General features: G+C 59.0%; 25 protein-coding genes and 1 tRNA gene. 5 read left to right on the top strand and 21 right to left on the bottom strand.

Annotated elements, in window-relative coordinates; genetic code table 11:
• Nucleotides 1-48: 48 nt before the first annotated feature.
• The 6 genes from LRP30_RS03040 to LRP30_RS03015 form a co-directional block, all read right to left on the bottom strand.
• Nucleotides 49-498 (bottom strand): DUF2948 family protein, encoded by a 450-nt coding sequence (locus tag LRP30_RS03040; protein WP_128947210.1) that lies wholly within the window; start codon nt 496-498, stop codon nt 49-51.
• 265 nt (nt 499-763) lie between these two features.
• A complete protein-coding gene (locus LRP30_RS03035; RefSeq protein ID WP_249759311.1) occupies nt 764-1,588 on the bottom strand; it encodes an alpha/beta hydrolase in 825 nt (274 codons plus the stop codon).
• A gap of 127 nt (nt 1,589-1,715) precedes the next feature.
• Nucleotides 1,716-2,225 (bottom strand): hypothetical protein, encoded by a 510-nt coding sequence (locus LRP30_RS03030; RefSeq protein WP_128942884.1) that lies wholly within the window; start codon nt 2,223-2,225, stop codon nt 1,716-1,718.
• Nucleotides 2,226-2,538: 313 nt separating this feature from the next.
• Nucleotides 2,539-2,847, bottom strand: coding sequence for an EthD family reductase (locus LRP30_RS03025; RefSeq protein ID WP_249759310.1), 309 nt, complete (start codon nt 2,845-2,847; stop codon nt 2,539-2,541).
• 126 nt (nt 2,848-2,973) lie between these two features.
• The gene (locus LRP30_RS03020; protein ID WP_164935226.1) at nt 2,974-4,680 is read right to left on the bottom strand and encodes an FAD-dependent oxidoreductase; all 1,707 of its coding nucleotides are present in this window, start codon (nt 4,678-4,680) and stop codon (nt 2,974-2,976) included.
• Nucleotides 4,681-4,705: 25 nt separating this feature from the next.
• Nucleotides 4,706-4,894 carry a hypothetical protein gene (locus LRP30_RS03015; protein WP_249761686.1) on the bottom strand — a complete coding sequence of 63 codons (189 nt, stop codon included), beginning with the start codon at nt 4,892-4,894 and terminating at the stop codon, nt 4,706-4,708.
• Between the two features lie 328 nt (nt 4,895-5,222).
• Here LRP30_RS03015 and LRP30_RS03010 point away from each other — a divergent pair.
• The 4 genes from LRP30_RS03010 (at nt 5,223) to LRP30_RS02995 (ending at nt 7,734) form a co-directional block, all read left to right on the top strand.
• Nucleotides 5,223-5,297: transfer RNA gene (locus tag LRP30_RS03010), tRNA-Thr, on the top strand.
• Between the two features lie 94 nt (nt 5,298-5,391).
• Nucleotides 5,392-7,026 (top strand): site-specific integrase, encoded by a 1,635-nt coding sequence (locus LRP30_RS03005; protein ID WP_249759309.1) that lies wholly within the window; start codon nt 5,392-5,394, stop codon nt 7,024-7,026.
• Nucleotides 7,027-7,315: 289 nt separating this feature from the next.
• Entirely contained in the window at nt 7,316-7,462 is a 147-nt protein-coding gene (locus LRP30_RS03000) for a hypothetical protein (protein WP_249759308.1), read from the top strand.
• An 83-nt stretch (nt 7,463-7,545) separates the two neighbouring features.
• The gene (locus tag LRP30_RS02995; RefSeq protein ID WP_249759307.1) at nt 7,546-7,734 is read left to right on the top strand and encodes a hypothetical protein; all 189 of its coding nucleotides are present in this window, start codon (nt 7,546-7,548) and stop codon (nt 7,732-7,734) included.
• A 188-nt stretch (nt 7,735-7,922) separates the two neighbouring features.
• Here the strand turns inward: LRP30_RS02995 and LRP30_RS02990 are convergent, their stop codons facing one another.
• The 3 genes from LRP30_RS02990 to LRP30_RS02980 form a co-directional block, all read right to left on the bottom strand.
• On the bottom strand, nt 7,923-8,480 hold the full coding sequence (locus LRP30_RS02990; RefSeq protein ID WP_249759306.1) for a hypothetical protein: 558 nt from the start codon (nt 8,478-8,480) through the stop codon (nt 7,923-7,925).
• Nucleotides 8,481-8,679: 199 nt separating this feature from the next.
• Nucleotides 8,680-9,078 carry a hypothetical protein gene (locus tag LRP30_RS02985; RefSeq protein WP_249759305.1) on the bottom strand — a complete coding sequence of 133 codons (399 nt, stop codon included), beginning with the start codon at nt 9,076-9,078 and terminating at the stop codon, nt 8,680-8,682.
• Between the two features lie 127 nt (nt 9,079-9,205).
• The gene (locus LRP30_RS02980) at nt 9,206-12,415 is read right to left on the bottom strand and encodes a phage tail tape measure protein (protein WP_249759304.1); all 3,210 of its coding nucleotides are present in this window, start codon (nt 12,413-12,415) and stop codon (nt 9,206-9,208) included.
• A 496-nt stretch (nt 12,416-12,911) separates the two neighbouring features.
• Between LRP30_RS02980 and LRP30_RS02975 the strand changes: the two genes are divergently transcribed.
• Nucleotides 12,912-13,610 (top strand): recombinase family protein, encoded by a 699-nt coding sequence (locus LRP30_RS02975; protein ID WP_249759303.1) that lies wholly within the window; start codon nt 12,912-12,914, stop codon nt 13,608-13,610.
• A gap of 308 nt (nt 13,611-13,918) precedes the next feature.
• Here the strand turns inward: LRP30_RS02975 and LRP30_RS02970 are convergent, their stop codons facing one another.
• The 12 genes from LRP30_RS02970 to LRP30_RS02915 all read right to left on the bottom strand — a co-directional run bounded on the left by LRP30_RS02970 (nt 13,919) and on the right by LRP30_RS02915 (nt 25,768).
• Nucleotides 13,919-14,089 carry a hypothetical protein gene (locus tag LRP30_RS02970; protein WP_249759302.1) on the bottom strand — a complete coding sequence of 57 codons (171 nt, stop codon included), beginning with the start codon at nt 14,087-14,089 and terminating at the stop codon, nt 13,919-13,921.
• Nucleotides 14,090-14,294: 205 nt separating this feature from the next.
• A complete protein-coding gene (locus tag LRP30_RS02965; protein WP_249759301.1) occupies nt 14,295-14,546 on the bottom strand; it encodes a hypothetical protein in 252 nt (83 codons plus the stop codon).
• The gene (locus LRP30_RS02960) at nt 14,543-14,962 is read right to left on the bottom strand and encodes a hypothetical protein (RefSeq protein WP_249759300.1); all 420 of its coding nucleotides are present in this window, start codon (nt 14,960-14,962) and stop codon (nt 14,543-14,545) included. The genes LRP30_RS02965 and LRP30_RS02960 overlap by 4 nt, the downstream gene beginning before the upstream one ends.
• 420 nt (nt 14,963-15,382) lie before the next feature.
• Nucleotides 15,383-16,276 carry a helix-turn-helix domain-containing protein gene (locus LRP30_RS02955; protein WP_249759299.1) on the bottom strand — a complete coding sequence of 298 codons (894 nt, stop codon included), beginning with the start codon at nt 16,274-16,276 and terminating at the stop codon, nt 15,383-15,385.
• Nucleotides 16,277-16,358: 82 nt separating this feature from the next.
• Nucleotides 16,359-16,538 (bottom strand): CopG family transcriptional regulator, encoded by a 180-nt coding sequence (locus tag LRP30_RS02950; RefSeq protein ID WP_249759298.1) that lies wholly within the window; start codon nt 16,536-16,538, stop codon nt 16,359-16,361.
• 178 nt (nt 16,539-16,716) lie between these two features.
• A complete protein-coding gene (locus LRP30_RS02945; RefSeq protein ID WP_249759297.1) occupies nt 16,717-16,974 on the bottom strand; it encodes a hypothetical protein in 258 nt (85 codons plus the stop codon).
• Nucleotides 16,975-17,070: 96 nt separating this feature from the next.
• Entirely contained in the window at nt 17,071-19,161 is a 2,091-nt protein-coding gene (locus tag LRP30_RS02940; protein WP_249759296.1) for a UvrD-helicase domain-containing protein, read from the bottom strand.
• 180 nt (nt 19,162-19,341) lie between these two features.
• Nucleotides 19,342-19,908 (bottom strand): HD domain-containing protein, encoded by a 567-nt coding sequence (locus LRP30_RS02935; protein ID WP_249759295.1) that lies wholly within the window; start codon nt 19,906-19,908, stop codon nt 19,342-19,344.
• Nucleotides 19,909-19,932: 24 nt separating this feature from the next.
• Nucleotides 19,933-20,628, bottom strand: a complete 696-nt coding sequence (locus LRP30_RS02930; RefSeq protein WP_249759294.1) for an HNH endonuclease family protein — start codon at nt 20,626-20,628, stop codon at nt 19,933-19,935.
• A 113-nt stretch (nt 20,629-20,741) separates the two neighbouring features.
• Nucleotides 20,742-21,895 (bottom strand): IS3 family transposase gene (locus tag LRP30_RS02925; RefSeq protein ID WP_249759293.1). Its coding sequence is split into 2 segments (ribosomal slippage): nt 20,742-21,646 and nt 21,646-21,895, totalling 1,155 coding nucleotides; the frame shifts between segments, so codons are not numbered across the junction.
• The gene (locus LRP30_RS02920; RefSeq protein WP_249759292.1) at nt 21,789-22,976 is read right to left on the bottom strand and encodes a DUF262 domain-containing protein; all 1,188 of its coding nucleotides are present in this window, start codon (nt 22,974-22,976) and stop codon (nt 21,789-21,791) included. The genes LRP30_RS02925 and LRP30_RS02920 overlap by 107 nt, the downstream gene beginning before the upstream one ends.
• Before the next feature lie 11 nt (nt 22,977-22,987).
• Complete coding sequence (locus tag LRP30_RS02915) at nt 22,988-25,768, bottom strand: site-specific DNA-methyltransferase (protein WP_249759291.1); 2,781 nt, start codon at nt 25,766-25,768, stop codon at nt 22,988-22,990.
• Nucleotides 25,769-25,773 lie beyond the last annotated feature (5 nt).

The following is a 25,773-nucleotide window of genomic DNA, read 5'->3' as shown; positions in this document are numbered from 1 at the left end:
TGGCTTTCGCCAGGACGACAGCGGAATGCGCGGCCTTGGCATGCCACCTCACCCCTCCCCCGCGATCCCCGGTCCCGTTCCCAGCGCGTCCGCCCCGAGGTCGGTCAGCTCGCATTCCAGGCATTCGACGTCGAGGCGGATGGCGCCGCCCTGGGCGAACAAAAGCAGGGCGCTGCCACCCGGCTCCTCGCTGCGGCCATCCTGGGGGTGAAACTCGATGCCGATGAGGTCCAGGATCTCGTCCGGCGCGGCGAGGTCGATGTTGCGCGATTTGCAGGCAAGCACGCGGTCGAAGCGGAGCGCGGCGACCAGCCGGCGCGGCTCGGCCGCGCCTTCCAGCGTCTGCTCCCAGTCCAGCCGGCTCATGCCGATGACAAGCCGTTTCTCGCTCTGCCGCCAGATGATGTCGGAGGCCTGGACACGGGCGTCCTGAACATGGGTCGAGATCACCGCGAGATCGTCAGCATCGAGTGCGATCAGCTTGAGTTGGGGACACATCGCCGGCGCTTCTCCTTCAGGGCGGACAGGACTCAACGCGCGCGGGCGCCGAAATTTCCGCGGCAAGCTAACTGTCCCGTACACTTGAGGCTATTGATATCCTCCATCTCCAGCACGTTCCGCGGATACCCCTCCCGGGCGACGCAACCCCGCACCCGTCTCGCCGCCGCGCCATAGCCGATGCGAAGCATCGGCGTTCTAAGGACAGCGGCCGAAGGCCGCCTATGCCACCCTCTCCCGCAAGGGGAGAGGGTAATCGTGAAGCTCACTCCTTGAAGAACGCCAGGAGGTCCGCGTTGATGGTCTCGGCGTGCGTGGTCGGCATGCCGTGCGGGAAGCCCTTGTAGGTTTTCAGGATGCCCTTCTTCAGCAGCTTGGCCGACAGCGGTGCGGAATCGGCGTAAGGCACGATCTGATCGTCATCGCCGTGCATCACCAGGACCGGCACCGTGATCTTCTTCAAATCCTCGCTGAAGTCGGTCTGCGAGAACGCGACGATGCCGTCGTAATGCGCTTTCGCGCCGCCCATCATGCCCTGGCGCCACCAGTTCTGGATCACCGCCTCCGACGGCTTGGCGCCGGGACGGTTGTAGCCATAGAAAGGACCCGCGGGGAGGTCGCGATAGAATTGCGTACGGCTGGCGGCGAGTTGCGCCTGGAGACCGTCGAACACGCTCTTCGGCAGGCCGCCGGGATTGGCAGGGGTCTGCACCATCAGCGGCGGCACGGCGGACAGGATCGCCGCCTTCGCGACGCGGCTCTCGCCGTGACGCGCGATGTAGTGCACGACCTCGCCGCCGCCGGTGGAGTGGCCGACATGGATGGCGTTCTTGAGGTCGAGATGCGCGGTGAGCGCGGCAAGGTCGTCGGCGTAGTGATCCATGTCGTGGCCGTCGGCGACCTGCGTCGAGCGACCGTGGCCGCGGCGGTCATGGGCGATGACCCGGTAGCCGTGCGTGACGAAGAACAACATCTGCGCGTCCCAGTCGTCGGCCGAGAGCGGCCAGCCATGGCTGAACACGATCGGCTGGCCCGAGCCCCAATCCTTGTAGAAGATCTCGACGCCGTCTTTGGTTGTGATGGTGGGCATGGATTGCTCTCTTTCGGTGAAATCATCTGCACGACGCGCGAACAAGCGCGCCGATGATCCGCAGATAGTTGCGCGAGACCCCGAATGCGATGCATCGCGTCAACTGGGAACGTTGAGAATCGTGTGATCAGGCAAACGCCATCGGCCTGAAGCGGCGCCAGGCGCCGATAGTGAGCAGCACGAAGAACACCAGCACGATGCCCTGCACCACGGCGAACACCGGACCCGACGGCGGCGCCGGCGGCACGGCGGGTGCAAGCGCGGCGAGCGCCGGCACCTTCAGGAACGACTGGATCACCAGCACGAAGACGTTGAAGTAGAGCGAGATCATCGCGGTCACGATGTAGACCGGACGCCAGACGCCTTGGAGCTTCATGCCGTAGAGCGCGATGCAGGCGATCGCCAGCAGCACCAGCGAGATGATGCCGATGATGTGCGAGGGCAGCAGCTCTTTGAGGGGAAACAGGAAGCCGGTTGCGCTGGTGAGGATCGTGAACAGCAGGAAGATCGCGGTGAGGCCCGGCATCGACTTCGAGCCGAGCAGGCCGAACATCACGACGAGGCCGGTGGCGATGGCGATCAGGCTGATGATGACATGGATCAGCGTAAGCGCGGGCAGGCTCAATCCAAGCACCATGGCAGCTCTCCTACTCTCCGCATTGAGACGATCAGAGTAGTATGACGGTGCTCATGGGATTGTCACCTGCGTTGGTGTCCCACAGTGCGCGCAGCCATGCGTCATCGTGCGAATTGACAAACGCATGGCTGAATTTTCTGCAGCGCTGTCACGAACGACGGCAGTTTGTAGCCCAGATGGAGCCGCAGCGAAATCCGGGGATCTCGCTTGTAGATGCTGCTGTCCCGGATTACGCTTCGCTCCATCCGGCCTACGAGCTTTCAATCGATCGTTGCAACATCGGCCCGCGATCGGCGGGCCGATGCGACGCGGCTCACACTTCCTTGGTGTCGAAGATCAGCAGGTCGGCACCGCCACTGGCGAATTTCGGCACGTCAGCGCCGGTCGCCTTGCCTTCCGGGCTGCCGAATGCGGCCTGGATGTCGTCTACGCTGTCAAAGGTGAGAATGGCGACGAGATGGATTCCGGAAGGCCCAGTGGGGGAGCTGACCGGTCCCTTGCTGACGGCGTATTTCTTCAGGCCGGGAAGTTTCTTGGCGAGTGGAATGTGCGTCTCGGCATAGTACTTATCGAAGGCAGCAGCATCCTTGGGCGTTTTGTAGAGCACGACGATTTCAGCCATTTAGTCCTCCCAATGAATCTTTTGTTCGTTCCACGGGCGATACGCCTCGCGACGAGGGGATAGTCTGCACCAAGCGGCGCGATGGCAAGCCACATTCGGCTTGCCATTCCCTTGTCTTGTCCTTGCCTAAAGCGCCGGTTTTGCGGCGTCGCCGAGATAGCCGTGCAGGGAGGCCACGACCTGCGCGCCTTCGCCGATGGCGCCGCCGACGCGCTTGACCGAGCCGGAGCGGACGTCACCGACGGCGTAGACGCCGGGCACCGAGGTCTCGAGCGGCGCCACCAGCTTGCCCTGGTTCTGCTCGGATTGCGCGCCTGTCACGACGAAGCCGCCGCGATCGAGCGTGACGCCACAGCCGTCGAGCCAGGAGGTCGCGGGATCGGCGCCGACGAACAAAAAGAGATTGCGGATGTCGGCAGAATCCTCGTCGCTCGACAAGCGGCTCTTCCAGCGGATCCGCCGCAGCAGCGCGGCCTCATCGCCTTCGAGCGCCGTGATCTCGGTGTTGAACATCAATTCGATGTTCGGCGTCGCTTCGATGCGCTCGATGAGATAGCGCGACATGCTGGCGCCCAGGCCACCGCCGCGGATGATCATCAAGACTTTCTTCGCGTGACCCGACAGGAACACGGCGGCCTGGCCTGCCGAATTGCCGGCGCCGACCAGCGCCACCTCCTCGCCGGCGCAGAGCCGCGCCTCGACCGGCGAGGCCCAGTACCAGACGCCGCGCCCCTCGAACTTGTCGAGGTTGTCGATCTCCGGCCGGCGATAACGCGCCCCGCTCGCGACCACCACCGCGCGTGACCGCAAGGGATCGGCGCCGTCGAGTGCCACCGAAAATGCGCCGTCCTTGCGGGTGCAGTCGAGCGACTTCACCGTCACAGGGATCATGATGTCGGCGCCGAACTTCTGAGCCTGGGTGAAGGCGCGCGCGGTCAGCGCCTGGCCGGAAATGCCGGTCGGAAAGCCCAGATAGTTTTCGATGCGCGCGCTGGCGCCGGCCTGGCCGCCGAAGGCGCGGGTGTCGAGCACGGCGACGGACAGCCCTTCGGACGCCGCATACACGGCGGTAGCGAGCCCGGCCGGTCCGCAGCCGACGACAGCAACGTCGTAGATGCGATCACCCTTCGCCCCGCCGATCATGCCGATGGCGCGCGCAAGCTCGGTCTCATTGGGGTTGCGCAGCACCGCGCCGCTTGCCGCGACGACCAGCGGCCAGTCTTCCGGCTTGGGCGAATAGCGCGCGATCAATTCGGCCGCATCGCGATCATTTTCGGGATCGAGCAGATGATGCGGCTGGCCGTTGCGGGTGAGAAAGCCCTGCAGGCGCACCACGCCCGCCGAATGCGACGGACCTATCAGCACGGGACCGCCGATGCCGCCCTGGATCAGATTGACCCGGCGCAGGATCAACGCGCGCATGATGCGCTCGCCAAGCTCGGCTTCGGCGACCAGCAGCGCGCGCAGCCGCTCCGGCGGCAGCAGCAGCGTCTCGACATCGCCCTCGGCGCGGCCGTCGACCAGCGCCGGCTGTCCCGAGAGCTGGCTGAGCTCGGCCAAAAATTGCCCCGGCCCCTGGTCGATCACCGGGGTGACATGGCCAAGACCATCGCGCTGGGTGATGGCGACATGGCCCTTCAGCACGACGAACATGCCGGGTCCCGGCTTGCCGGTCTCGAACAGGAACTCGCCGTCGGCATAGCGGCGGACCTCGCCGAAATGCCTGATGCGTTCGATCTCGGCCGGCGTCAGCGCCGGAAAGGTCTGTTCGGGGCGGGTGAACCGCGACATCAGCGCGTCGCGATCGGTTCGTTGCTGTTCGTCCTGCCCCATGGCCACTGTCGTGCACTCCAAAATGTTAGTCGTCGGCCTTGCCGGCGGGCCCCTCATTTAGGGACTCATCGTCGTTGTGCGAGGGCTCGGCCATTGCGGCGCGTTCGCGCGCCTGCACCTTCCGCCGCTTCAGGTTTTCGCGCAGGGCGGATTTCAGCCGGTCCTGTCGCCCGTCCTGGCCGCGTGCTGCGGCTTTATCGGTCTCGTCGATCATCATCCGGGCTCGTCAAGAAAGGGTCGCGTCGCGGTTTAGCATGCCCAAGGAATACGACAGCTCAAGAGGCCCGCGCGATCCGATCGTGCGAACTTCAAAATGGGCCGAATCCAACCGCACAGCCAACTGGCCAATTGGCTGGGGGACATCACTGGGACCAAAATCGTCCAAAATCGGTCATTTCGGGGCAAAATGGTCATCTCCGGTCGGCAACGGCGCTGATTTTCTCGATTTGGCAGGGCCGGCAAGCTTGCACATGAGGGGGCCTTGTGGCATCCATCGCCCCGCTTGGCGGGCCCAGTCGCGGCCCGATTCTGTGCCAGCATTTGCTGCCGTAGCTCAGTGGTAGAGCACTCCCTTGGTAAGGGAGAGGTCGACAGTTCAATCCTGTCTGGCAGCACCATCCATCCCATTGGATGCATTGATTTTCTTGGAAATTCGGTCCTGAGTGCCACACGAAAGTGCCACACAGACCCATGGTTTCCTTGAAGACTTCTATGGCTAAACGCGCCCGCTCCAACGTCCCCCAATTCCGAATTCGAGTTCCTGCAAAGGTCGTCAACCAGCTCCGCGGTAGGCGTATTCTGCTCAACCTGTCGAATCGCCACGATCTTCCGTGCATCAAGGTGACGAAGATCGCTGACGACATTGCGTTCAGCCTTGAAACGAACGATCGCATCATCGCTGAGGCCCGGCAGGCGAATGCGTTGGACCACCTCAAGAGACTCTTCGAACTAACGGAAGCTGAGCCGATCCATCTTTCATACAGGGAGCTGGTCGCTCTCAGCGGCGAGACCTACCGGCTCTACAACGAGATCCATGGAGACAATCCCGGAGAGCCTTCTGCCTGGGCCTACCACAAGGCACTTCACAGAGCAGCGCTTGAAGGACGCATCAAGAACCCGCCGCCGGCCGCGCTCGCGCCAAACGAAACGTCCAACGCAATCGAGCTGTTCGGGACCGGCGATCTGACTGCGGCTGTGAACGCGCTTCCGGCGGGACAATACGACAGCCTGGAGGACCGCTTCGGTTTGCTTGCCGACTGGGTGCTGATCCGCCATCGCATCAAACTTGCATCGGCAGAGCGGCGGCGCTTCCTACAGCTTGTCGGCACGGCGTCCTTGGACGCTGGATGGCAACTGCGCCGCAATTCGGAAGGCGACTATAGCCCGGACCCAAAAGCGCAACGTTTCCCAGCAATCGAAACGGTCGCAACAATCAAACCCAAGCAGACGATCACTGGCTTGTTTGATCTGTGGTGGGCAGAGGCCAAAGCTACCGGGCGCAGCAAGAGCACGCACGACGCCTACAAAGGCGCCATAGACCGCTTGGTGAAGTTCCTAGGACACGACGATGCCCGCCGCGTGACTGACACAGACATGATCGCGTTCAAAGATTGCCGCCTAAAGACGGTTTCCGCCAAGACGTTGAAGGACGGTGACTTGCCGGGGATCAGGTCAGTGTTCGGCTGGGGCGTGGACAATCAGAAACTGTCAAAGAATCCAGCTGATGCAATCAAGGTCAAATCTGAAAAGAAAATCCGCACTCGCTCAAAAGGCTTCACGGACGAAGAAGCAGAAGCGATTGTCGGTGCTTGCCTCGAATACGAGCGGAAGCCGAAAGAGGATGCCAGGACCGCCGCCGCAAAAAAATGGGCGCCACTCATCGCGTGCTACACCGGCTGCCGCATTGCTGAGGCACTCCAGCTTCGCAAAGAGGATATCCGTAAGCACTCCAAACATCATGTGTTTGACTTCAATCCCGACGCCGGCAGCATCAAGTCAGGTTCGTATAGGCTAGTACCTGTGCATGAGCACCTCATCGGCCTCGGCTTGCTACGCTTCGTCGAGGAGTCTGATGAGGGCCCCCTCTTTGCTAAGGGCGCCTACAAGCGCGTCTTGGATTTTGTTCGAACGGTCGTGACCGACAAGCGTGTGCAACCAAACCATGGCTGGCGGCACCGTCTCAAAACTATCGCCCGAAACCTCGGGCTAGATCATCGCATCGTCGATGCGATCCAGGGGCACGCGCCGCGAACAGCCGGCGAGGACTATGGAGATGTGACTGTACCGGCTATGGCGCGGGTGATCCAAGCTATCCCGCGTCCCGTTCCAAAAAAGCGTTCTTCATAGCGTCTCGTGAGGCGCCGCGAATCCGCCATGAATTGGTCGGATACGGAAATTCGCATCAGAGCATAGTCAGACCCACAGCCCGGTGGCGACGATTGCTCAAACCCTGGATCGTAATACGGGGAGAATAGGGACTAGCGATCCCAACAATGACTACCGGCACGCCGCCGGCTCTCTAATGATCTTCCTGGTGCGCACGCTGTGCACCACGCGCAATGGGCCTCGATTGCGCAGGGGTGATCCCAACACGTAACTCGCCTTGGCGAAGGCCTTGGCACGTGGGGATTGTCCTATGAAGACCATTGGCTGGGCTGCGATTATTTTCACCGTCCATGACCCCTACACTTTCGGTGCGCTTGTCCTGCTGATCGCGGGCGAGATCGCAGCCTCGTATCTATCTCGTCGCAAGCCAGCGCGAATTTCTCAAAGGAAGAAATAGGCCCGCGCTTAGCGATTTTTTAACCATGTCGTCCTATTCTCATACTGCCGCACTTTGTTTTCCAAACGCTTTTGAGAGGCTCAATGAGTAACGAAGCCGGAACTGTCCAGAAATTAGACGTCCAGAAATTGGACCTCGTGAAAGGTGCCATGGCGAAGGGCCTACATCGCCTGGTCGTACGCACCCGCAAGATGAAGCTGAATTGGTGGAGCGGCAACGTAGCCGTCGAAGAGACCGTCACCACCGTGGAGCCTAACAATGCTAGGCACTGAGCTTCCTCACTGGCGCAAATGCAACCGGTTCACCCAGGACACGCTGCGGGAAGCGCTTGGCGTGAAGTCCCGGCAGACCATCATCACGTGGGAAAAATCTGAGGCGCCGCTTCCGCGCACGATCGAGCTGGCATTGCTGGCCCTAGAATATCTGCCAGAGAAGTGCCGGAAGATCGATGGCCACCGCTTCACTGCGGCGGAGCTGCCGGCTGTGCGTGAGAATGTGAGGATGAGGACTTAGCCTGTTTGTCAGCCGCCTCCTTGGCGTCTGTGGCCAACATGATGAACATGCCGCAATGATAGATGGCGCCCATCACGACCTGTGTATGGGTCATGTCCCGGACGGCCTGCTTTTCCCGCTCAGTCTCGTTGACGGCAATATAGGCTTCGCGCACGTCCTCGCTCAGTCTTTTGATCTCCTCATCATTGAGGGAATGAGCAAGTTCGTTTCGCACGTAGGAGCACTTCGATAGTAAGTCCCAAATCGGCTGATCGACTTCCGGCGGATCAATCTTCTTGCATTCCTTGATTTTTTCCTTGGTGAAGAAGAAGTGCTTCGGATCCCTCCCGTAGACATCGAGCAAAGCGGTCATCGACCGCTCGACTACAATCTGCGCCTTTAGGACGGTCAGAATCATGTCGTCGACGCGCTTCAGATTCTCGTCGAACCGCTGGCGGTGTTCTGCAAAGAGCAGCTCGCGCTGTGTGGGCTCGCGCTCCTCAAGCTCCCATATTTCCTTGGCCATCAGCTCCCTCCTTGGTTGAGGGCAAGCATGACATCATTTGGTGGGCAATTCACCGTTTTTACGGTCGGCGTACACTCCGCGCGGATCCTTGTAGAGCGCGCGGGACGAGGCTTCCTTCGAGCGCATCCCGAAAATGTGCATCGCCAGCCTCCGCGATCGGAGCGACCAGGAGGCTACTGCAAGTCGCATCTGCCGATCGCTAACCTCTCTCGACATTCTTGCGCTTAGCCAATGGCTGCTTTTTCTTGGCCCGAAGACTATCAAGCTTCATTTGGACTAACCTTTGAAGGCTATCCTGCGCAGCTTGCAATTGCTGCTCAGTGGCAAGTGACCGCTCCTGCCTCCAGGTCTCCGGCGGCGATTTAACACGACACAAGCTCCGCATCTCCTCGATAGCTTCTAGGGTGGTGTAGAGCTTGTTTGCGATCTTCTCACACCTGAGGCGTCCCTTGGCGATCTCGTTACGAAGGCCAGGGACTCCTAGTGAACCATCAGGGAAGGCCAACCTCGCGGCGACCTGGAGTCTCAACGGCGTGGTTGGACCAACGTTTTCAACAGAAATAGCGCTCTGCAATTTCGATGAACTTTTCGTCGACATCTTCTCTGTCTCTTTGACGTTCAACTGAAATGATTGTCGACGATAGGTTCACACTATTTGCATAGCCATTTGCATCCGCGCAAATGCCGCAGTTGTGAAAGGCGGCCGCGCGCGGCCACCCTTCTGATCAAGTGTATTCGGACTCGCTGTCGTGAGCGCGCCAGTTCATCGATTCGTCGATACGTCGCTGGACGAGCGTGGCGACCGTGTTCGGGTCTTGCTGGCCGTGGATGTGGATGGTTGCACCACCACCGGCACCGGGTCCGAAGTCGCCTCGTATCGGAGCGCTCATCGCCGGAGGCGGAGGAACGTTCTTGATGGCTTCCGCAGGCGACGGCACCTTGCTGATGGCGTTCCCCGAGCTTGCGGCGCTATTCATCAGCCACTCACGAAACGCACGAGAAGCGGCGTGGCCACGGAGCTTGCCCCATTTGCCGCCACCCCAATCGTTGAACCGCTCGCGGTTGATGTTTACACCAGTACCGCCAGCGATGTAGTTCGGATCGCCGGCACTACCTTGGTCGGTGTGCCCCCTGATGTAGTTGCTACCAGCGAGGGCTTCGTCGATCTGCCGCATGCGAGCAGCCATGCGCTTGGGATCGCGTTCCAGCTCTCTCAATCGACCGATGTCTAGGCCCTTCCGAACGGGACCATAGAAGCTCCGCCCGCGATTGTTGAAACCAAGGCCACCAGCGATTGAGCCGCCGTTCATGTCCATCCGGTTCATCAAGCTTTCTGCAACCGCCGTACCAGCTCCCGGATTTTCCAGGTCGATCACAGCAGCCAACTGCTTTTTCAGCGCGGGGTTTGATTGAAGTTCCCTTGCGAACCGTTCACGGCGAGCCGCTAAGAAGGCATTGCCGCTGAGGCCATGGCCGGTACTCATGTCACCAACACCGCCGTGAGGTATGCTGACATCGCCTACTCTGTCGGTGCCACGACGGATGACGCTGCCGCTGCGACCAGCCGCGAAGTCAGGCAGAGCACCGCCCGGCGTGCTACCGAACAGACTGTAGGCTCCGCCACCGGCAGACGATCTCACTGACGGAACGCCGGCGATGACGCCGCCGCCGCCAGAGCCGGTGCCGAGCCGCGAGAAGCCGCCCATCGTGGAACTGATGAACGATGCACGCTCAACGGTTGCGCCGATCTTCCTCATCTGCTCGGTCAGGTCGTCGACAGAGTACCGCCCGGTGAACGACGGGATGCTCTTTCGATTGGTGATGACGCTTGAATACGACGCTTTTTGGAAGGACGCCGTAGCGCCATTCGATGGACCGAGGAATGATTGCTTCTGGACTGAGCCATCTTCCCATGGACCGGAAGCGCCATGTCCGCCCCCCGTGCCTTCTCCACCGATAGGAGAGAGGCCGATCCAGCCGCGAACCCGGTTGATCATGGATAGTGCAACGTTCTTGATCGCATCGACGACGGAGACGAACGCGGAGAACATTTTATCCGCGACCCAGTCGAGCGCCCTTTTCAAGGCAATTACCGAAGCGATGAAAAGGGCGAACGGACTGTTCAGCAGCGCCATTGCTCCGGCAATCAGCAAGATCAGCGGATTGACGACGACGAGCGACGCTGCGAGTGCCGTTAGATTGGCGGCAAGTCTACCGGCACCTTCAGGATTGTTGCCGCCTGTCAGGAACTTGACGACGTTGAAGACCGACAAGAGGCTTTCGCCCCAGGCTTTGATGCCAGCAGCAAAGCCACGGCCCCAGGACTTCCACGTCTCGATCGTGCCAGGGCTGAACTGAGATGCCAGCCAATCGACCGCCTGTCCCCAATCCTTCAAGCCGAAGCCTTGGATTATTCCGTCTGTCAGCGCTTCGAAGTGATCCTTGATCGAGTCCCAGTTGAACGAGTCAGCGTGTCTCAGGATTGCATCGGCAATTTGCGTGAACGCCTTATCCAATCCGCCGCCGATCTTCTCTTGTGCCAGTTTCGCTGCGGCCATGACACTGGCAGCAGCGCCGGACATGGACATGATCGACTTGAGCGCGGCCTTGTCGAGGAATCCTTTGTCGGTCTCGATATCTCGTTCAACCTGCTTCAATTTGTCCTTGGCGAGGACCATCGAGAGAATTTCATCGAACCACTGCTCGCCGCCAAGGTCTTTCGCCACACGGATGCGCAGCTTCTCCGGCAGCTTGGCGAGGTTGTCGAAGATCTTGTAGATCGACTCCATCGGCTTGCTCCGCATGGATTGCGCCATTCCATAGCGCCCGCCGAAACCGAGATAATGAGCGGCTTCCTGCATATCTTTCGCTCGCTGACCATGCGCTGTGTCCGCGGATGCAACACCACCGACAAAATGCGAGACGAAATTTCCAGACTTGCCGGGCTGGATACCGACGTCGATTGCGGTACCGACGAGTCCGGCCAGTTGCTCCGGGGTTAGTTTCCCTCCAGTCGTCGCGATCGCAGAGAGACCTCGCTTCACACCTTCAACAATGTCGGTGCCGGACGCCTTCGTGTCTTTGTTGGCTATCGCGATTGAGTTTGAGATCGAGGCGTAACGAGCCTTATCAAATGCAATGAAGGAAGCGAGTCCGCCAAATAGCTCTGCGGTGTCCTTCGCGGAAATGTCCATTGCAGTTTTGGCTTTGAGCGCAAGCTCTGTAGCCTCGCCCAGGACTTGCTTGCCGATGCCGGCCTTGCTCAACTCAGTCGCAACGCTGAGCGTTCCTTCGATGCCTGTCCCGAACTTGATGCCGAGATGATCTAGGGCGCTCTTTCGAAGACGGCGGATTTCGTCGCTGGACAGGTCTGCAAACGTCTCTGCCGATGTCTCGGCTTTTGCAACCCTGAGCCGCTCCCGAAAGGCCGACGCGATACCACGTCCGAAGTTTCGCTCTGCCGATACCACGCTGCTGCTTAGCTGGCGCACTGCCGATGCCGCACCGACGCCTAAGAAGGTGCCTCCCGCAATCTTGCCGACGCTGGTGCCACCTCCCCGCGCGGGGGATGTGCCGGCTGAGCTTCGCTTCGCGACGAGAGCTTGATACTGGCGCTCTTCGCTCATCATCGCGGCGTACATGCGGCGCGCTGACTTCTCTCGGTCCTGATCAGCCTTTGCCCATGAACTTCGGTAGGACGCTGCCGCGCGTTCGGCGACGTTGCTGAGGCCCCGCATTTGGTCGGCAGCCGATCTGTTGGCTCGAGTCACTCCGTCCATCGACCGGGCGATCGATCTGCCGACTTTGGAAAAATCATTGTTGAGGCTCTTCGCCTTGGTTCTGAGTGCTTCGATGTTTTTCATGACTCCGGCGACTACCGGAGAGATGCCATCGGTTGCCGTTAACGTTGCGCTGACGCTCAGGGTCTCAGACATTTGGTGTCTCTTTGTTGATAGAGGTGCTTCGCCGCGCCGCTGCTGCGGCCGGACGCGCTGACCTCCCTTTTTTGGTGGGTACTTCAGAAGGCGGGGCTGGGGGTGTAATTCCCCCTTTTGATGCTCGCTAGTAGGAAAGGGGCGGCCAACCCCAGGGGGCTATGCCAATAAAAATTCGGGGTCGTGGGAAACCGTTTGGGCTTTGTCGATTGAAGCGATGCGAGAGGGCCGAAGCTTGATCTCTTCCTTCGCCTTGGTGGAATGCAGCACCAGCCGTACCGCTGAGCGACCCACATAGGAGTGAGTGGAGTTGGCGGCCCCGCTTACGGGGCGGGCGCCAGCTTGGAAGCGTTGTCGGTCATACCTGGGAAACTTACGGGTAGTGCGACCACGAAAGTTTCAACCAGCCCTTGGCAGATTCAGCTTGCTGCCCCTCGCGCAGCATATTACAAAATAGTCAACGAACATTGACTAGTTTGTAAATGGGACTGGACACATGGCTAGCACGGGCAAATGGGTCGCTTACTACAGGGTCTCGACTGACAAGCAGGGCAAAAGTGGCCTTGGCCTTCAGGCCCAGCGCTCCGCTGTTAAGACGTACTTGAATGGTGGCGACTGGAAGTTGGTCAAAGAGTTCACCGAAGTTGAGAGCGGCAAGCGCTCCGACCGTCCGCAGCTACAGGCCGCCCTTGATGCCTGCCGCATGTTCGGCGCCAAGCTGGTCATCGCCAAGCTGGACCGGCTCTCGCGTGACGCTCATTTCCTTCTCGGGCTGGAGAAGGCTGGCGTTGACTTCGTTGCGGCGGACATGCCGAACGCGAACCGGCTGACCATTGGCATCATGGCGATGGTGGCTGACGAAGAGCGACGCATGATCTCCGCCCGCACCAAGGCTGCTCTACAGGCCGCGAAGGCCCGTGGCGTCAAGCTCGGTGGTCGTCGCAAAGATGCGCAAGGCAAGCCAGTCTCCTTGACGCTGGATGCCATTGCCATGGGCCGGGAGGCCATAGCGAAGCGCGCAAATGCAAAGGCCGCAGACATTGCTCCGGCCATTCGAGAGCTACAGGCCGGTGGCGTAACGTCCCTGACAGCCATTGCCGCTGGTCTCAATGATCAGGGCATTCCGACCCCACGCGGTGGTCAATGGCAGGCTGTGCAGGTCTCCCGCGTCCTAGAGCGGCTCGCGGCAGCCTGATCTCGGTCAGTGGAAGGACTTGCAAGCATCGCCGCTGCGGAACGTTCCTGATGGGCAGGCGCGAGCCGGGATGGTGGGATAGGCGCGCGGGGTGTTGGCGTGCAACGCCTCGCAGAATGCGCTCACACCGACATACCCAGTAGGGCATGTGCCAGTGCGCTGGATGCGCTCCCGGCGGTCGTGAGTCGGAGTTGGATATTGGCTACCTGCCCAAAGGGATGACGGGACGGCTGTAAGCGCTGCGAGCAACGCGGTGATCCAAGCTAGCCTCAACATGACTTTCGTAGCCCTAACCATGCAGCCCCTCATTACGCGAAGCCGCACGGCTTTGTACCGAGCGATGTGGTGACGGCGCCAGCACCTGCGAGGTTCCGCATTGCCAATTGCATGGCAGCGATGGCCATGCGAGCCGCGGTCGATGCGGTGCGCCCGACTTCGACCGGGCGACGCTCAATTTCATTGCCTTGATCAAGGCTCATGAGTGGTCTCGGTTGCGCGTTATGCCGGAAGCGCGGTCCAATGCGGCGTCAACCGCCAGGCGATCGAAACGCAACGTGCCTTCGATCGGTCCCGGGATGACTCCGCGAGCGATAAGGTCTGCCAGCGATTTGCTGTGGGCATAGCCCAAATATTGCGCCAGCTCACCCTTCGAAATCAGCCTTGGCGAGATGTGTGTGCCGCGCTTCATTGGTCTTCAACCTTGATATCCGCGAGGCGCTTCAGCGCTGCATCCAGCGCTGCCTGCTCTGCGGAGGTGTCGCGAACCCTTTGGAGGGCCTGCCGTGCCGCTTCAACGTCGGCTTGAGCAGCAGCAAGACGCTGCTGCCGATCCCACTCTAGGAGGTGAGCCGCCCGCTGGTCGCGAAGCTCAGGGGACATATTCGCTACAAAGTCGGCGGTGGCGGCTACGCTGCCCGTTCGAAAATATCGAGTCATTGGTTTTGTGTTCCTTGGCGGCGCTCTGCCGCTCGTTCGTCCATCATCTTGGCTGTGAGAGTGCCGGAGGCATATTTAGCGCGGACCTGCCGCCAGTCGTCGGGCATCAGGCTCTGCTTGCGGCCAGCCGCGATCTCTTCACGCATGGACTGCGTCAGCGTTTGCTCCACTGGCCGCATTCCGGTGTGTAGTGAGGTGTCAACCAGGTTGCCGAAGGCGTCAGGCATCTGAGCACGGAGGCTGCGCACAAAGTCAGCAGGCGAGATGGAGCCCTTGCCTGGCATGCTGATCAGGTTCTGTGTGGTCATAAAACTGCCGGCGAGATCGATCGCAGCTCGCATCATGGCCGCTGCGTTTGGCTGGTAGCCCTGCCGACGTGCTTCCAAAAGGATCAAGTCTTCAAGGTTGTCGGTCATCGGAGGGCATCCCTGCGGAGGGTGGAGATCATTGATCGGCGGATCCAGCTTGACCGGTTTGGGCAACTGGGATCGTCCCTCCGAGCAGCTTCGTCGATCTTGTCGAGCAACAACTTGGGGACAAGCATGGTCAGGTGGACCATCGGAGACTGAACGAGTTCCGACGTATCGAGAGCGGATTTCATGTGATGGTTCCGAAACAAAAAACCCGCCGCGCTGCGAATAACAGCGGACGGGTTGGGAATGACAAAGGGAGCCGCGAGGGCTCCCATAAGACTGTCGATGCTATCCTTGGCATCGTAGAACAACTACTACCATGCCCCGGGGCTTTCGTCAAGACTAAGCGCTTGAAATCATTGATTAAGCTCGAAATTCAAATGCTCTTTTATGCGATACGAAAGCTGAGCGCGAGCCACTAGGTCAGACCCAAACCCTTTGTTTCAGACGTTCCGATTTGCTCAACACTTCGAACTGGGTCCAACGGTGTTCCCGCAGCCACCGGGCTGGAGTGGTGGCGAAGCGCGGGTCGTCTCCTAGGCGTTTCTTGTACATGCGGAGGCCATCCATGATTTGCCTGGACGAAGTGTCGCCGGCCCGCGCGATCTTGCGAAACTCAACGAGCGCTTCTGCACGGTATTTCGCCAGCTTGTTGGGGAAGCCTTCAAAGAACGCGTTGAACTTCTCCAAGATTACATCTTCCGAAGGACCATCCACCCCCTCGTTATCATTTGCATACGACTCCTCAGCCTGGTTCGTCGTTGAACCATCATCGAGGCAGCCGGCATCGCGCCCGACACCTGAGTTTTCTTCACCGGGTTCTTTCACTGGGTTCTCTTCACTGGGTTCTTGGGGCTCCCAAGCACTATCGGTCATGGCTTCCAAGCCCCAACGGTTAGGGCTCCCAAGCCCTATCTCATGGTGCTTTGGAACTGCGCCGATGGTGCTCGCAAGTTCTATCGTCGTCGCTTGCCTCCAATTCGGGATGTACTGGTTGGACGACTTCATTCCTCCCTTACGAAAGCGATGCACAATCCTGAACCAGCCCGTATCAACCAGGATGTTGAGCGCATCCTTCACTGCATCAACAGAGCAGCCGATTTCAGCCGCAATCGTCTTGTGCTCTGGACAGATTAAGCCCGTCTGCCCGTTCCGGTGTAGCATCAAAACGAGCGCGACACGGACAGCCAAAGACTCCCGGGCCTTGATCCGTTTGTCCATTGCAAGCGCGCTTAGAAAATCGAGGCGCTGCGTCGGTTCGATCTTGGTTGGAGCATTGTCCCTGCCGAGCTTGTGTTTTAGGGTCTCTTCTGACATAAGTGATCTTGTGATTTCTTGAACTGATTGAAAGCTCTTCGGCGTTGGCGCGCCGGAGGCTTTTTCTTTTGATGGATCGCGTTTACTTCGCGGTGGCCTGACGCTGCTGCAAGTAAGCAGCCACAGCCTCCCGCATGAACTGCGAGCGAGAGAGGCGCATTTCGATGCGAGCCTGATCTAGCGCCGCCAACTTGTCAGCCGGCAGCTGGAAGCCGACATAGCTGCGAACGTTGTCGGGGTTAAAGTGCATGTGGGTTCCCATTGTAGCTTTCTCTCCAAAGCAAAAAGGCCGCAGCGGATGCTACGGCCTAGGGCGGATGGAAAAGGCCCCACCTACGGCGGGACCCTTGTTCATAAAAATAGCGATGTAGGAGTCATGTAATGAGGGGTGTCTGGAAATGCAAATTTTTGTTGGTTGGCCAAGCGCGCCGTGCCCTGGATCACCTGAACACGATCTTGACAAGCAGAAGCAAAATGATGAAGGCGACGGCCGGCGCGTAGAAATTCTTCCATTCGTAATTCTTGCGGTGCCGGCGCACTTCATACGCCGCGCGCTCTGCCGGATCGGAAGAATGTTCCCAGCGCCGAGACATGATCTCGCTGACTTCACCAGCCCTAAGCTGTTCCCGGTGCTGTTGCTCCAGTCGCTCGGTACGTTCAAGCCGAGCCATCAGCTCGTCCATTTTCTTGTTGCCCATATCTTTGCCCCAACAATTACGACATAAATAGATCAGTGTGCGCCATCAAGCATGCTCGGGCCCGTAGCCCGAGCTGACTGCCGGCTCCCCGCGATCCTATGATTTGTCGAAGTCGTCCAGAAACTCCGACACAGGCGTCACCCCGCAGACCAGCAGATGATCTCGGGCGCGCGTGCAGGCCACGTAGAGCAAATGACGCTCGGTCTCGTAAACCTCCTGCAGGTCGGCGTCGTCGCCTACATTCTCGATGCGCTCCTGGAGCGGGATCACCTCATCATCGCAGGCCATCACCGCGACGGCGCGGAACTCCAGGCCCTTCGCCAAATGCATGGTGGCGATTGAGACCTGCCCGCTCGCTGTCTCGACCCGCTCGTCTAAGACCCTGAAGGCAAGACCCGCCTGTTTGACCGCGGCGCCGGCGCGGTCGAGCTGAGCTTCGGACCGAACGAAGATCCCTAACTCATGCGGCAGCACGCCGGCTGCCGTGAGGTCCGCAATCCAGCCTCCAACCGCCTTCCATTCTTCCGCTTGGTCCCGGTACGCATGGATCATCGGCTCGGGACCGTTGAAGACCGAGATCGCATCGTCCCGCTTCTCCGAGTTGCCATCCACGTCCGCGACCGATGGGCCTAGCAGTCGGTCAGCCTGCGTCCGAATCTGGTGTGAGGTGCGATAGTTGACTCGGAGCGTCCGCGATCGCCCCCTTATGTCGACGCCCAGCGACTTCCAGGAGAAGGGCTGCTGGAAAATGCGCTGGCCAAGGTCTCCCGCAAAGAAGAGCGCTTTGGGCCGGTCGCCGCCAAGTGCCGCCAGAAACTTGAGATGGGCAGGGCTGACGTCCTGCGCTTCGTCCACGACCGCGAAATCGAACACGACCCTCTTGTCACGACCGATCGCATCCGCCAGGGAGCTGAACAGCTCGGGCCAAGTGACCAACTGGCTCGCTCGCAGCTCGGCCTGGACACGCTCGAAGATCGTCCACAACTGCTTGCGCTGCGCCTCCGGCAGGCGAGTCCTGCGTCCAAGCCTGGCAACGTCGCGATAGGCCTCCCATGACTTTAGCTGCCAGGCATCGACAACCTGGTCCCATTCCGCGACCAGGAAGCGCTGGCTGAACTTGTGGGTACCAGCCTCCGCTGCTTCCTTTTCGATCAGATCGCGAACGACATGGGCGCTCGCAAGAGTGGCTGGCCCGATGTGCGATCTGTACAGCCGAAGTCCGATGCTGCTGAGGGAGTGCACGTCAATGCGCTCGCCAAGACGCGGCTCATTCCCCAGCAACCGGCGCAGCTTCGCCTGGAGCGCATGCGCGAGGGTGTCTGAGAATGTGGTCAGAAGCACGCGGGCCGGCGGATAAGTCCGGGCGAGGTGGGCCGCCCGGTGCAAGGCAACGATCGTCTTCCCCGTGCCGGCTGATCCCGATACGCGGGCCGGGCCGGCGTAGTCGCGTTCGACCATCTCTCGCTGTTCCGGGTGAAGGAAGACGGTCCATTTTTCCCAAGGAAAGTCGAGAGCGCGTTGCAGCTCCTCGACGTTGGTCATCATACGGAATCGGCGCTGTGCGTCCGGGTGCTCGAACGGGCTGGTCAGTTCCTTCGGAGCAGTTGCGGGTCGAGGATTGCCGCCGGTTGCCAGTTGAAGCAAGGCTTCGGCCGCCTCGGCTGGCAGGTGATCTGCCACGATCAGAAGGGTATCCTCGGTCGCCTTCTTGACGTCTGCGAGCCATTCGATCGGCACGCCATAGCCTAATAGTTCATCGACAGAGACATTAGTGAACAGCGGCAGCTTCTCCGGCGCCGGTCCTTGCACCAACGGCAATTCGGTTTGCACGTAGACCGGAACAAGCACCTCCTTCACCGTTTCGCGGATCTCGACGAGCTGGGCCGCTCCGGTTTTCGGATGGGTCTCTAGCTTGCGTCTTTCCGCCCAATCGTAAGCCTTGTCATGGTGGTCGACGTAGCAGAGCAGGAGGCTTTGGTCGCTCCTATGAACAATCAACCGGATGTCGCTGTTCACTCGAACGGACCAGAAGTTCTTGTCCCGGGCCTTGTCAAGCTTGTGGAAGCTCATGCCCGGACTAGCGGGATTGAGCTGCAGGTCGAATGCCGTCGTCTTGACCGCCTTCTGCTCATCGCCCGTTAGTCGGGCGAGGCTGTCGGTGAAAGTGTCGGCAATCCGAAAATCCATGACGTCCGCTCTACAGGTAGATTCCACCAGGATGCGATGATCGATCGGTCGAGGGGTTACGATCGGGAATCGCGTTGATCTTAGAAGCAGCGAACTGACCACTAGTTTCTCCTCCGCTTGCGGAGCAGAAACTCCTTCGTAGGTACCTAGATCTCAGAACACGCTGTATCCTTTCCTGCTTCATGCGCGTTGAGCAGGAAGGTGGGAGACAGCTCGAGATAGGTCGCCGGCAAGCGGGCACGGAAGTGCTCCCTCGAAGATCGCGCTTAACTCGCGGTAATACCAGATTGTGCCTTCGCGCCCTCCGGTGAAGCGATCCCAAAGGTCCTCGCCTATCCGACGATAGTCATTAAGAATGGCCTCAGCGTTGTCGACCTTGTCAGCAAGTGAAACCAAAAGCGAGGTCTCGGGTTTGCTGGGCAGTGCTGCCAGATACGCTTCTTTCCGCGGCCGCCACGCTGGCTTCGGTTCGACCCAGGAGTCGGTGCAGTCCGAGACGATCTGCGCAACTTCCGGCCCGAAGCGCCTTCTGATGACATTTAGCGTCGCCTGACCGCCCTGGTCTTCCGCTGCATCGTGCAACAACCCCGCAATCGCTTGGGTCTCACTTCCTCCAGCAGAAAGGATACGGCTGGAAACACTGAGCAAATGAGCGATGTAGGGAACGCCGCTCCCCTTCCTCACCTGATCACGATGGAGATCCGCGACATAAGCCAAGGCTTCGTCATAGCTTCTCGATAACGGCATCAACATTTTCCTCAGTAGGGCCAATTACGGCCGAGGCCATAGCTCAACAGCAATCTCAGACAATTCACCGGATCGCTTCTCAATATCTCTAAATTTGAAATTGGACCGCTTTGTAAGCTCATTAGTGAGAATGATAGACGATTCCTTGTAAGCAGCTTTCTTGCGAGCAAACGGATTATTCGAGGCTCCAATGTTCAATGCTCCAGCGAAGAGAGTAAGATTACCTATTCGATCAACGAATTTCGGGTGCTGGCTTTCCGCGTTGCTACCAAGATATGTCACCCAGTCGCCAAGTTCTTCCTTCACCTTCTTTGTCTTGATCTTTTGCGGCATGATGTGCTCCACATGAACATCAGTGGCCCCGAGAACTTGCAATTCATCATGCTTCCCATGCTTGGAGGCTTCGATCCGCTCCAAACAGTACCTGGCTCGCTCGATGAGATTGGATGTAAAGGCTGCTTCTGCGAACTCCGCCTTGAACTTCTCGTCCGTTGGGCAAAGTTCTCGATAGGCTTTCTTTGTCGCCTCCAAGGGATTCTTGGGATCCACGCCACACAGTCGCGCGAAGAGCGTCTCGGTGTCATTGGATCGTTCGCGGCAAACATGTCTTCGTAACACGAAACTCTCAGTGAGCTTCAGAACCTCCCTGAACTGCTTGTCGTCGCATCCCCCAACTCGAAGATGCATGAGGAAGCCACTTGTTTGCGTGGCCTTAATCATCCGCAGATTGCGAAGGTGACGATTAATGCGAGTATCGTCCGTCGTGCCAAGCTCAATCTCACCGTAACATTTTGCGGATTGAATGAGCTGCTGCCGGTTTGATGGACACCCGGTTAAGCTAATCCCACCTTGCGCTCGAACTCAACCGGGCTGAGATAGCCGATGGTCGAATGCCTGCGGGTCGTGTTGTAAAATCTCTCGATGTAGTCGAACACATCGGCGCGTGCCTCATCTCTGGTTCGATAGATCTTGTTGGCCGTACGCTCGGTCTTGAGCGAGGAGAAGAAGCTCTCCATCGCCGCGTTGTCCCAGACGTTGCCGGAGCGGCTCATGCTGCAAACGATGCCGTGGTCGGCCATCAGGCGCTGGAACTGTTCGCTGGTGTACTGGCTACCCTGGTCGGAGTGATGCAACAGCGCATCCGGCTTGCCGCGCCGCCAGACGGCCATCAACAATGCGTCCGTCACGAGCTGCGCCGTCATGGCGGCACTCATCGACCAGCCCACCACGCGGCGTGAGAACAGGTCGATCACCGCTGCCACATAGAGCCAGCCTTCGGCCGTCCAGAGATAGGTGAAGTCGGCGATCCATTTCTGGTTCGGACGCTCGGCAGCGAACTGCCGGTCCAGAAGGTTGGCCGGCACCGTCTCGAGCTGTCGATCGCCGCTGTCCTTCGGCAAGCGCCGACGTCGCGGCCGTGCCCTCAAGCCTTGCAGGCGCATCAGCCGCTCAATGCGGTGCAGGCCGCAATCCGCCCCGTCGGCGAGCAGGTCACGCCACACCCGGCGTGCGCCATAGGTGCGGTCGCTGGCGGCGAAGCTGGCCTTGACCCTGCCGCCGAGCTCCTCGTCGCTGCGGAATCTGGTGCTGGGAGAGCGGTTCAGCCAGGCATGGAAGCCCGACCGCGACACTCCCAGCGCATCGCATAGCCATGCCACCGGCCAGATCGTCCGGTGCTTCGCGACGAAGGCGAACTTCATGTCGCTTCCTTCGCGAAGTAGGCTGCGGCCTTTTTTAGGATATCTCGCTCGGCCTTCAGCTTGGCGACCTCACGGCGCAGCCGCTCGATCTCTTGCTGCTCGGGCTTCATCTGCCCATGGCCGGGGAACGCCTGTACCGGGTCAGAGCCGAACTCCTTCACCCATTTGCGCAGTACGTTCTCATGAACGCCCAGGTCGCGACCGGCTTGCGCCACCGACACCCCGCGCTCCCTGACAAGCTTGACCGCTTCGATCTTGAACTCTCGGCTGAACTTCCGTCTCTGCATGACCAACCTCCGGCTTGATAAAACACCCAATCTCGTGTCCATCAAACCGGCAGCAGCTCAGAACCAACCTGTCCAGGAAATCGCCGAAGCTAACTACTTCAGCACGCGCAAACTCGGATTCGCCATTGGAAACTTCTTCGCCATTCCCCACCTCATCTTCATCCTCGGAATCGTCCATATCGGGGTAGTTGTGTCGATCGGGAAGCTTGGCCGCCTCAGCGACCTGCGTCATGAAGAGAGACTTGAATCGTGATACGACCTCAACCTTCTTCACGCGCACTTGAAGCAATGACATCAAATAATATCGGAAGAAGGCGTCAGAATTTATCCCATCAAGGTGATGAAGCAATTCGGCCCAGCTCTTCCGCGCCTGATCTAATGCTGCGTCGCCAAAGCGAGCGGCATTTCCCAACAGGAAGTTTTTGACAATATCGGTCGGACTTAATCGCAAGCCACGATTGTTGATCGTCTCGAATAGCTTGAAGGCGTCTCTCGCCTCGCTGACATCCAGGCGGATCACAACGGCTTGGTTTCTGAGCTTGTAGACAAAGTCCTGGATACCCTTGATCGTCGATTCTCTTATTCCCTCCGCTATCGCGTCCTCTCGCACCACCCGAAACGCATCCAGAAGTCGCTGATTTATGTAGGTTCGGTCGGTCCTTTGCGCGATGTGATCCTTGAACTCTTCAGCATCTATGGAGTCTAGCAGTACCTTTTGTTCAGCCTTGCCACTTGGAGGCACTGCCTGCAGCAGCATGGAAATGTCGCGAGCTGCATCAGCTAGCCCTTCTTTCTCAAAAATTTGCTTGATGCACTCCAACAGGATCACGATTGTCGTGAGCCGCTGCTGTCCGTCTACGACTTCAAGCTGATTTAGCCCGGCCTTATGGTGGCCAGCGAGGCAGACCAACATGCCAAGCAGATGCTGGTCACCTGGCTCGATAAGACCAACGTCCTCAACGAGATCCCAGATTTGCTTCTCAGTCCAGGAGTACCGCCGTTGGTAGGTAGGAATTACGTACTGCTCGTTAGCAGAATTGAATAGCTGGTTTATCGTCAAAGAAGTTGGCGTAAATTTCATGTCGCCCCCCGTTATACTCGAAATACCTTCATCACCTCATCGCCAAGGTGATTGATCACCTTCACAGCGATCCGGCCGCTCTTGGGCTTGTCGAACGAACGCGATGTGTCGCTGTTCAGCGTGGCCCAGGCTTCCGGATCGATCTCGGCCTTCAGGGTAGTTTTGAGCGCGCCGTAGGGGTCATTTGCGCCGAGGAAGTAGGCATGGCGGACGAAGAAGCTCTCCTCGTTGTAATCGGTATCGATGAACCAGCAGGCGATGCCGTCCGCGTTATCGCTGATGACCTCGCCAGTCTGCGGCTTGAACACGTCCACTCCTTTGACCTTAACGCGGAGCCGTCCGTCCTTTTCTTGGATCAGGTCGATATCGGGTTCGCCGAATATGACGAACAGGTTGCCCTTTGAGGTCGTCTTGAGATCGTCTGCCATATGCAGGTCGGCGTTCATGCGCGCCTTGAGCACGGGAATACGGCCGAGCTTGTTGAACTCTGTGGTGTGGGCCTCGTAATTGAAAGCGCAGGCGATCAACACGTCGAAGGAAGCGTCACCGGCCTCGCGGGCGGCAGCGACTAGATCGGCGCGAAGGACAGTGCCGAACTCCGGGCCGATGAATACCGCCGCCCGTCGCTCGGTTTCGCCTTCCATGTAACGCCCTTCCGCGCAGACGAGATCGCCCGGCCAAGGCGAGAGCGATGTGAAGGTGATCCGGTCCTCTTTGTGCGCCTGCTGGACACCGGCGATCTTGAGATTTTCGAGGATCATTTCGGGGAAGGATTTCTTGGCTCCGTATTCGGCGCCATGGTCCTCAAGGCCATCGATCAGCTCGTCGTTCTCATCTACGCCCAAGATGCGGTGCGGGCTGAGGCTCTCCACGGTGAAGGGGCCAGCAACGCGGACCTTCTTGTTGTCAGTGTAAGGCTTATCGTAGAGATATTCGAACTCGGCCTTGGCTGCGATGGAAGCGTCAATTTCTTGCTGCCGCGCGATGCGCGCCTCCCACCATTCCGCGTGTAGCTTCTTTGCGGTCTCGGGCCATGCCTTGTCCGCCTCGTGCGGGATTTCCCATTCATGCCATTGCTTCTTCAGCGCGGCGTTCAATCTCGTACGCCACGGTTCGAGCTTAGTTTGCCACCGCTCCCAGATGACATCAATCTCGGCATTATTGGCGATCGACTTAAGCGTAACGTGCGGAACGCGCTCGTAAACGAAGCCATGACGAAGATCGCCATGCACCAGCTTGGTGCTTGGGGCGGCGCGCGTGATCTCACCTTCTTTGAGCTGTCCTTCGCGGGTGTCGGCGAGCAGATAGAACGGATACCGGGCGCCCATGATACGGGCACGAGCAAGAGCCAGAGCCACGCGCGAAGTGTCAATTGTGATCCAGCGGCGGCCCCATTGTTCTGCGACTGTAGCGGTCGTGCCGGAACCGCATGTTGGGTCTAGAACAAGATCACCCGGATCGGTGGCCATGAGAAGGCATCGCTCAACGATTAGCGAGAGCGTTTGCACCACGTAGACTTTGGGATCACCGAATCCTGAAGTTACGGTGTCATCCCAAACGTTGGTCAATGGGAAGACAGGAAAGTCGTTCAAGTAGCGGACATATGAAAGTGTATCGCCCAGGAGTGCGAGCCGATTCGCTTTCTGGAGCCGCGCGACTCCCGGCTCTCCTGTTTTCCAATAACCTCTTTTCGGACGGATAGAACGGCCGAAAATGGACACTGGGAAGTCGCCGGGAGGTCGCTGACTAGTCATGTTGTCGTAGCGAAAAACCCGACCTGTTATCGACGAAGGACGAAACTTTTCCTCTTCCGTCAGTGCTCGTCTACGACCATCGACTCCTTCAACCGACCGATATTGTCCGCCTCCGTCACCACCAACTCTCTTCGTCAGGTAGGGCTGGCGGTATTTTACTAGATTTCGATCTTTGGCGTACCACAGAATAAAATCATTAACGCCCGGCAACAGGTCAGTTGACGCGCTACTCGTCTTCGTAACTGAAATGAGAACAACGCAATTCTTGTCCCCAAACACCTCATCCATGACAGATCGGACTCGATGGACGTTCTCGTCACCAATCTGCACAAAGATCGATCCGGAATCTGTCAGCAAGTCTTTCGCCACTGTGAGGCGATCGCGCAAGTATGTGAGATAGCTGTGTATGCCGTCGCGCCAGGTATCCCGAAATGCTTTGACCTGTTCCGGCTCGCGGGTGATCTGAGTGGCGCTGCCATCCTTCACATCGCGGCTAGTCGTTGACCATTGAAAATTGCTGTTAAATCGGATGCCGTATGGCGGATCGAAGTAGATGCACTGCACCTTTCCGCGGAGACCCTCGCGTTCAGCAAGGCTTGCCATCACCTGTAGCGAGTCGCCCAGGATCATCCGGTTCGACCAGTTCTGGTCGTGCTGATAGAACTCGGTCTTATCAGCTCCCTTGGGGATGCCGTTGAAATCTGCGAAGAGGTCAGGGGTAATCTCGCCGCCCTTATGTTCGCGCTCTTTGGTGACGCGCAAGAGATCGTCGATGAGTACCTTGGGATGGACCTTCTCCTGAATGTAGAGCGGCGGAGCTTGGACAACGAGATCGCTCCAGTCCTGCTCATCCTTGCCGCGCCAGACGAGTTGCGGATCGAGGTCCCGGTTGCGGGGATAGAACACCTTTCGAGGATCTTGTTGCTCTTTCTCCAGCACCGATTGGAACTCCGCCGTCGGAATGTTCTTCCTCTTGGCTTCATCGTGCTTGAGCGTCTCAACTGACTTTGCAGCCTGCTTCTTTCCGTTTCTTGCCATGCAAT

This window comes from Bradyrhizobium sp. C-145 (assembly GCF_023375135.1).
GTDB classification, from domain to species: Bacteria; Pseudomonadota; Alphaproteobacteria; order Rhizobiales; family Xanthobacteraceae; genus Bradyrhizobium; species Bradyrhizobium zhanjiangense.
The sequence above is the reverse complement of the archived record's forward strand: the minus strand, read 5'-3'. Positions and strand labels throughout refer to the sequence as shown.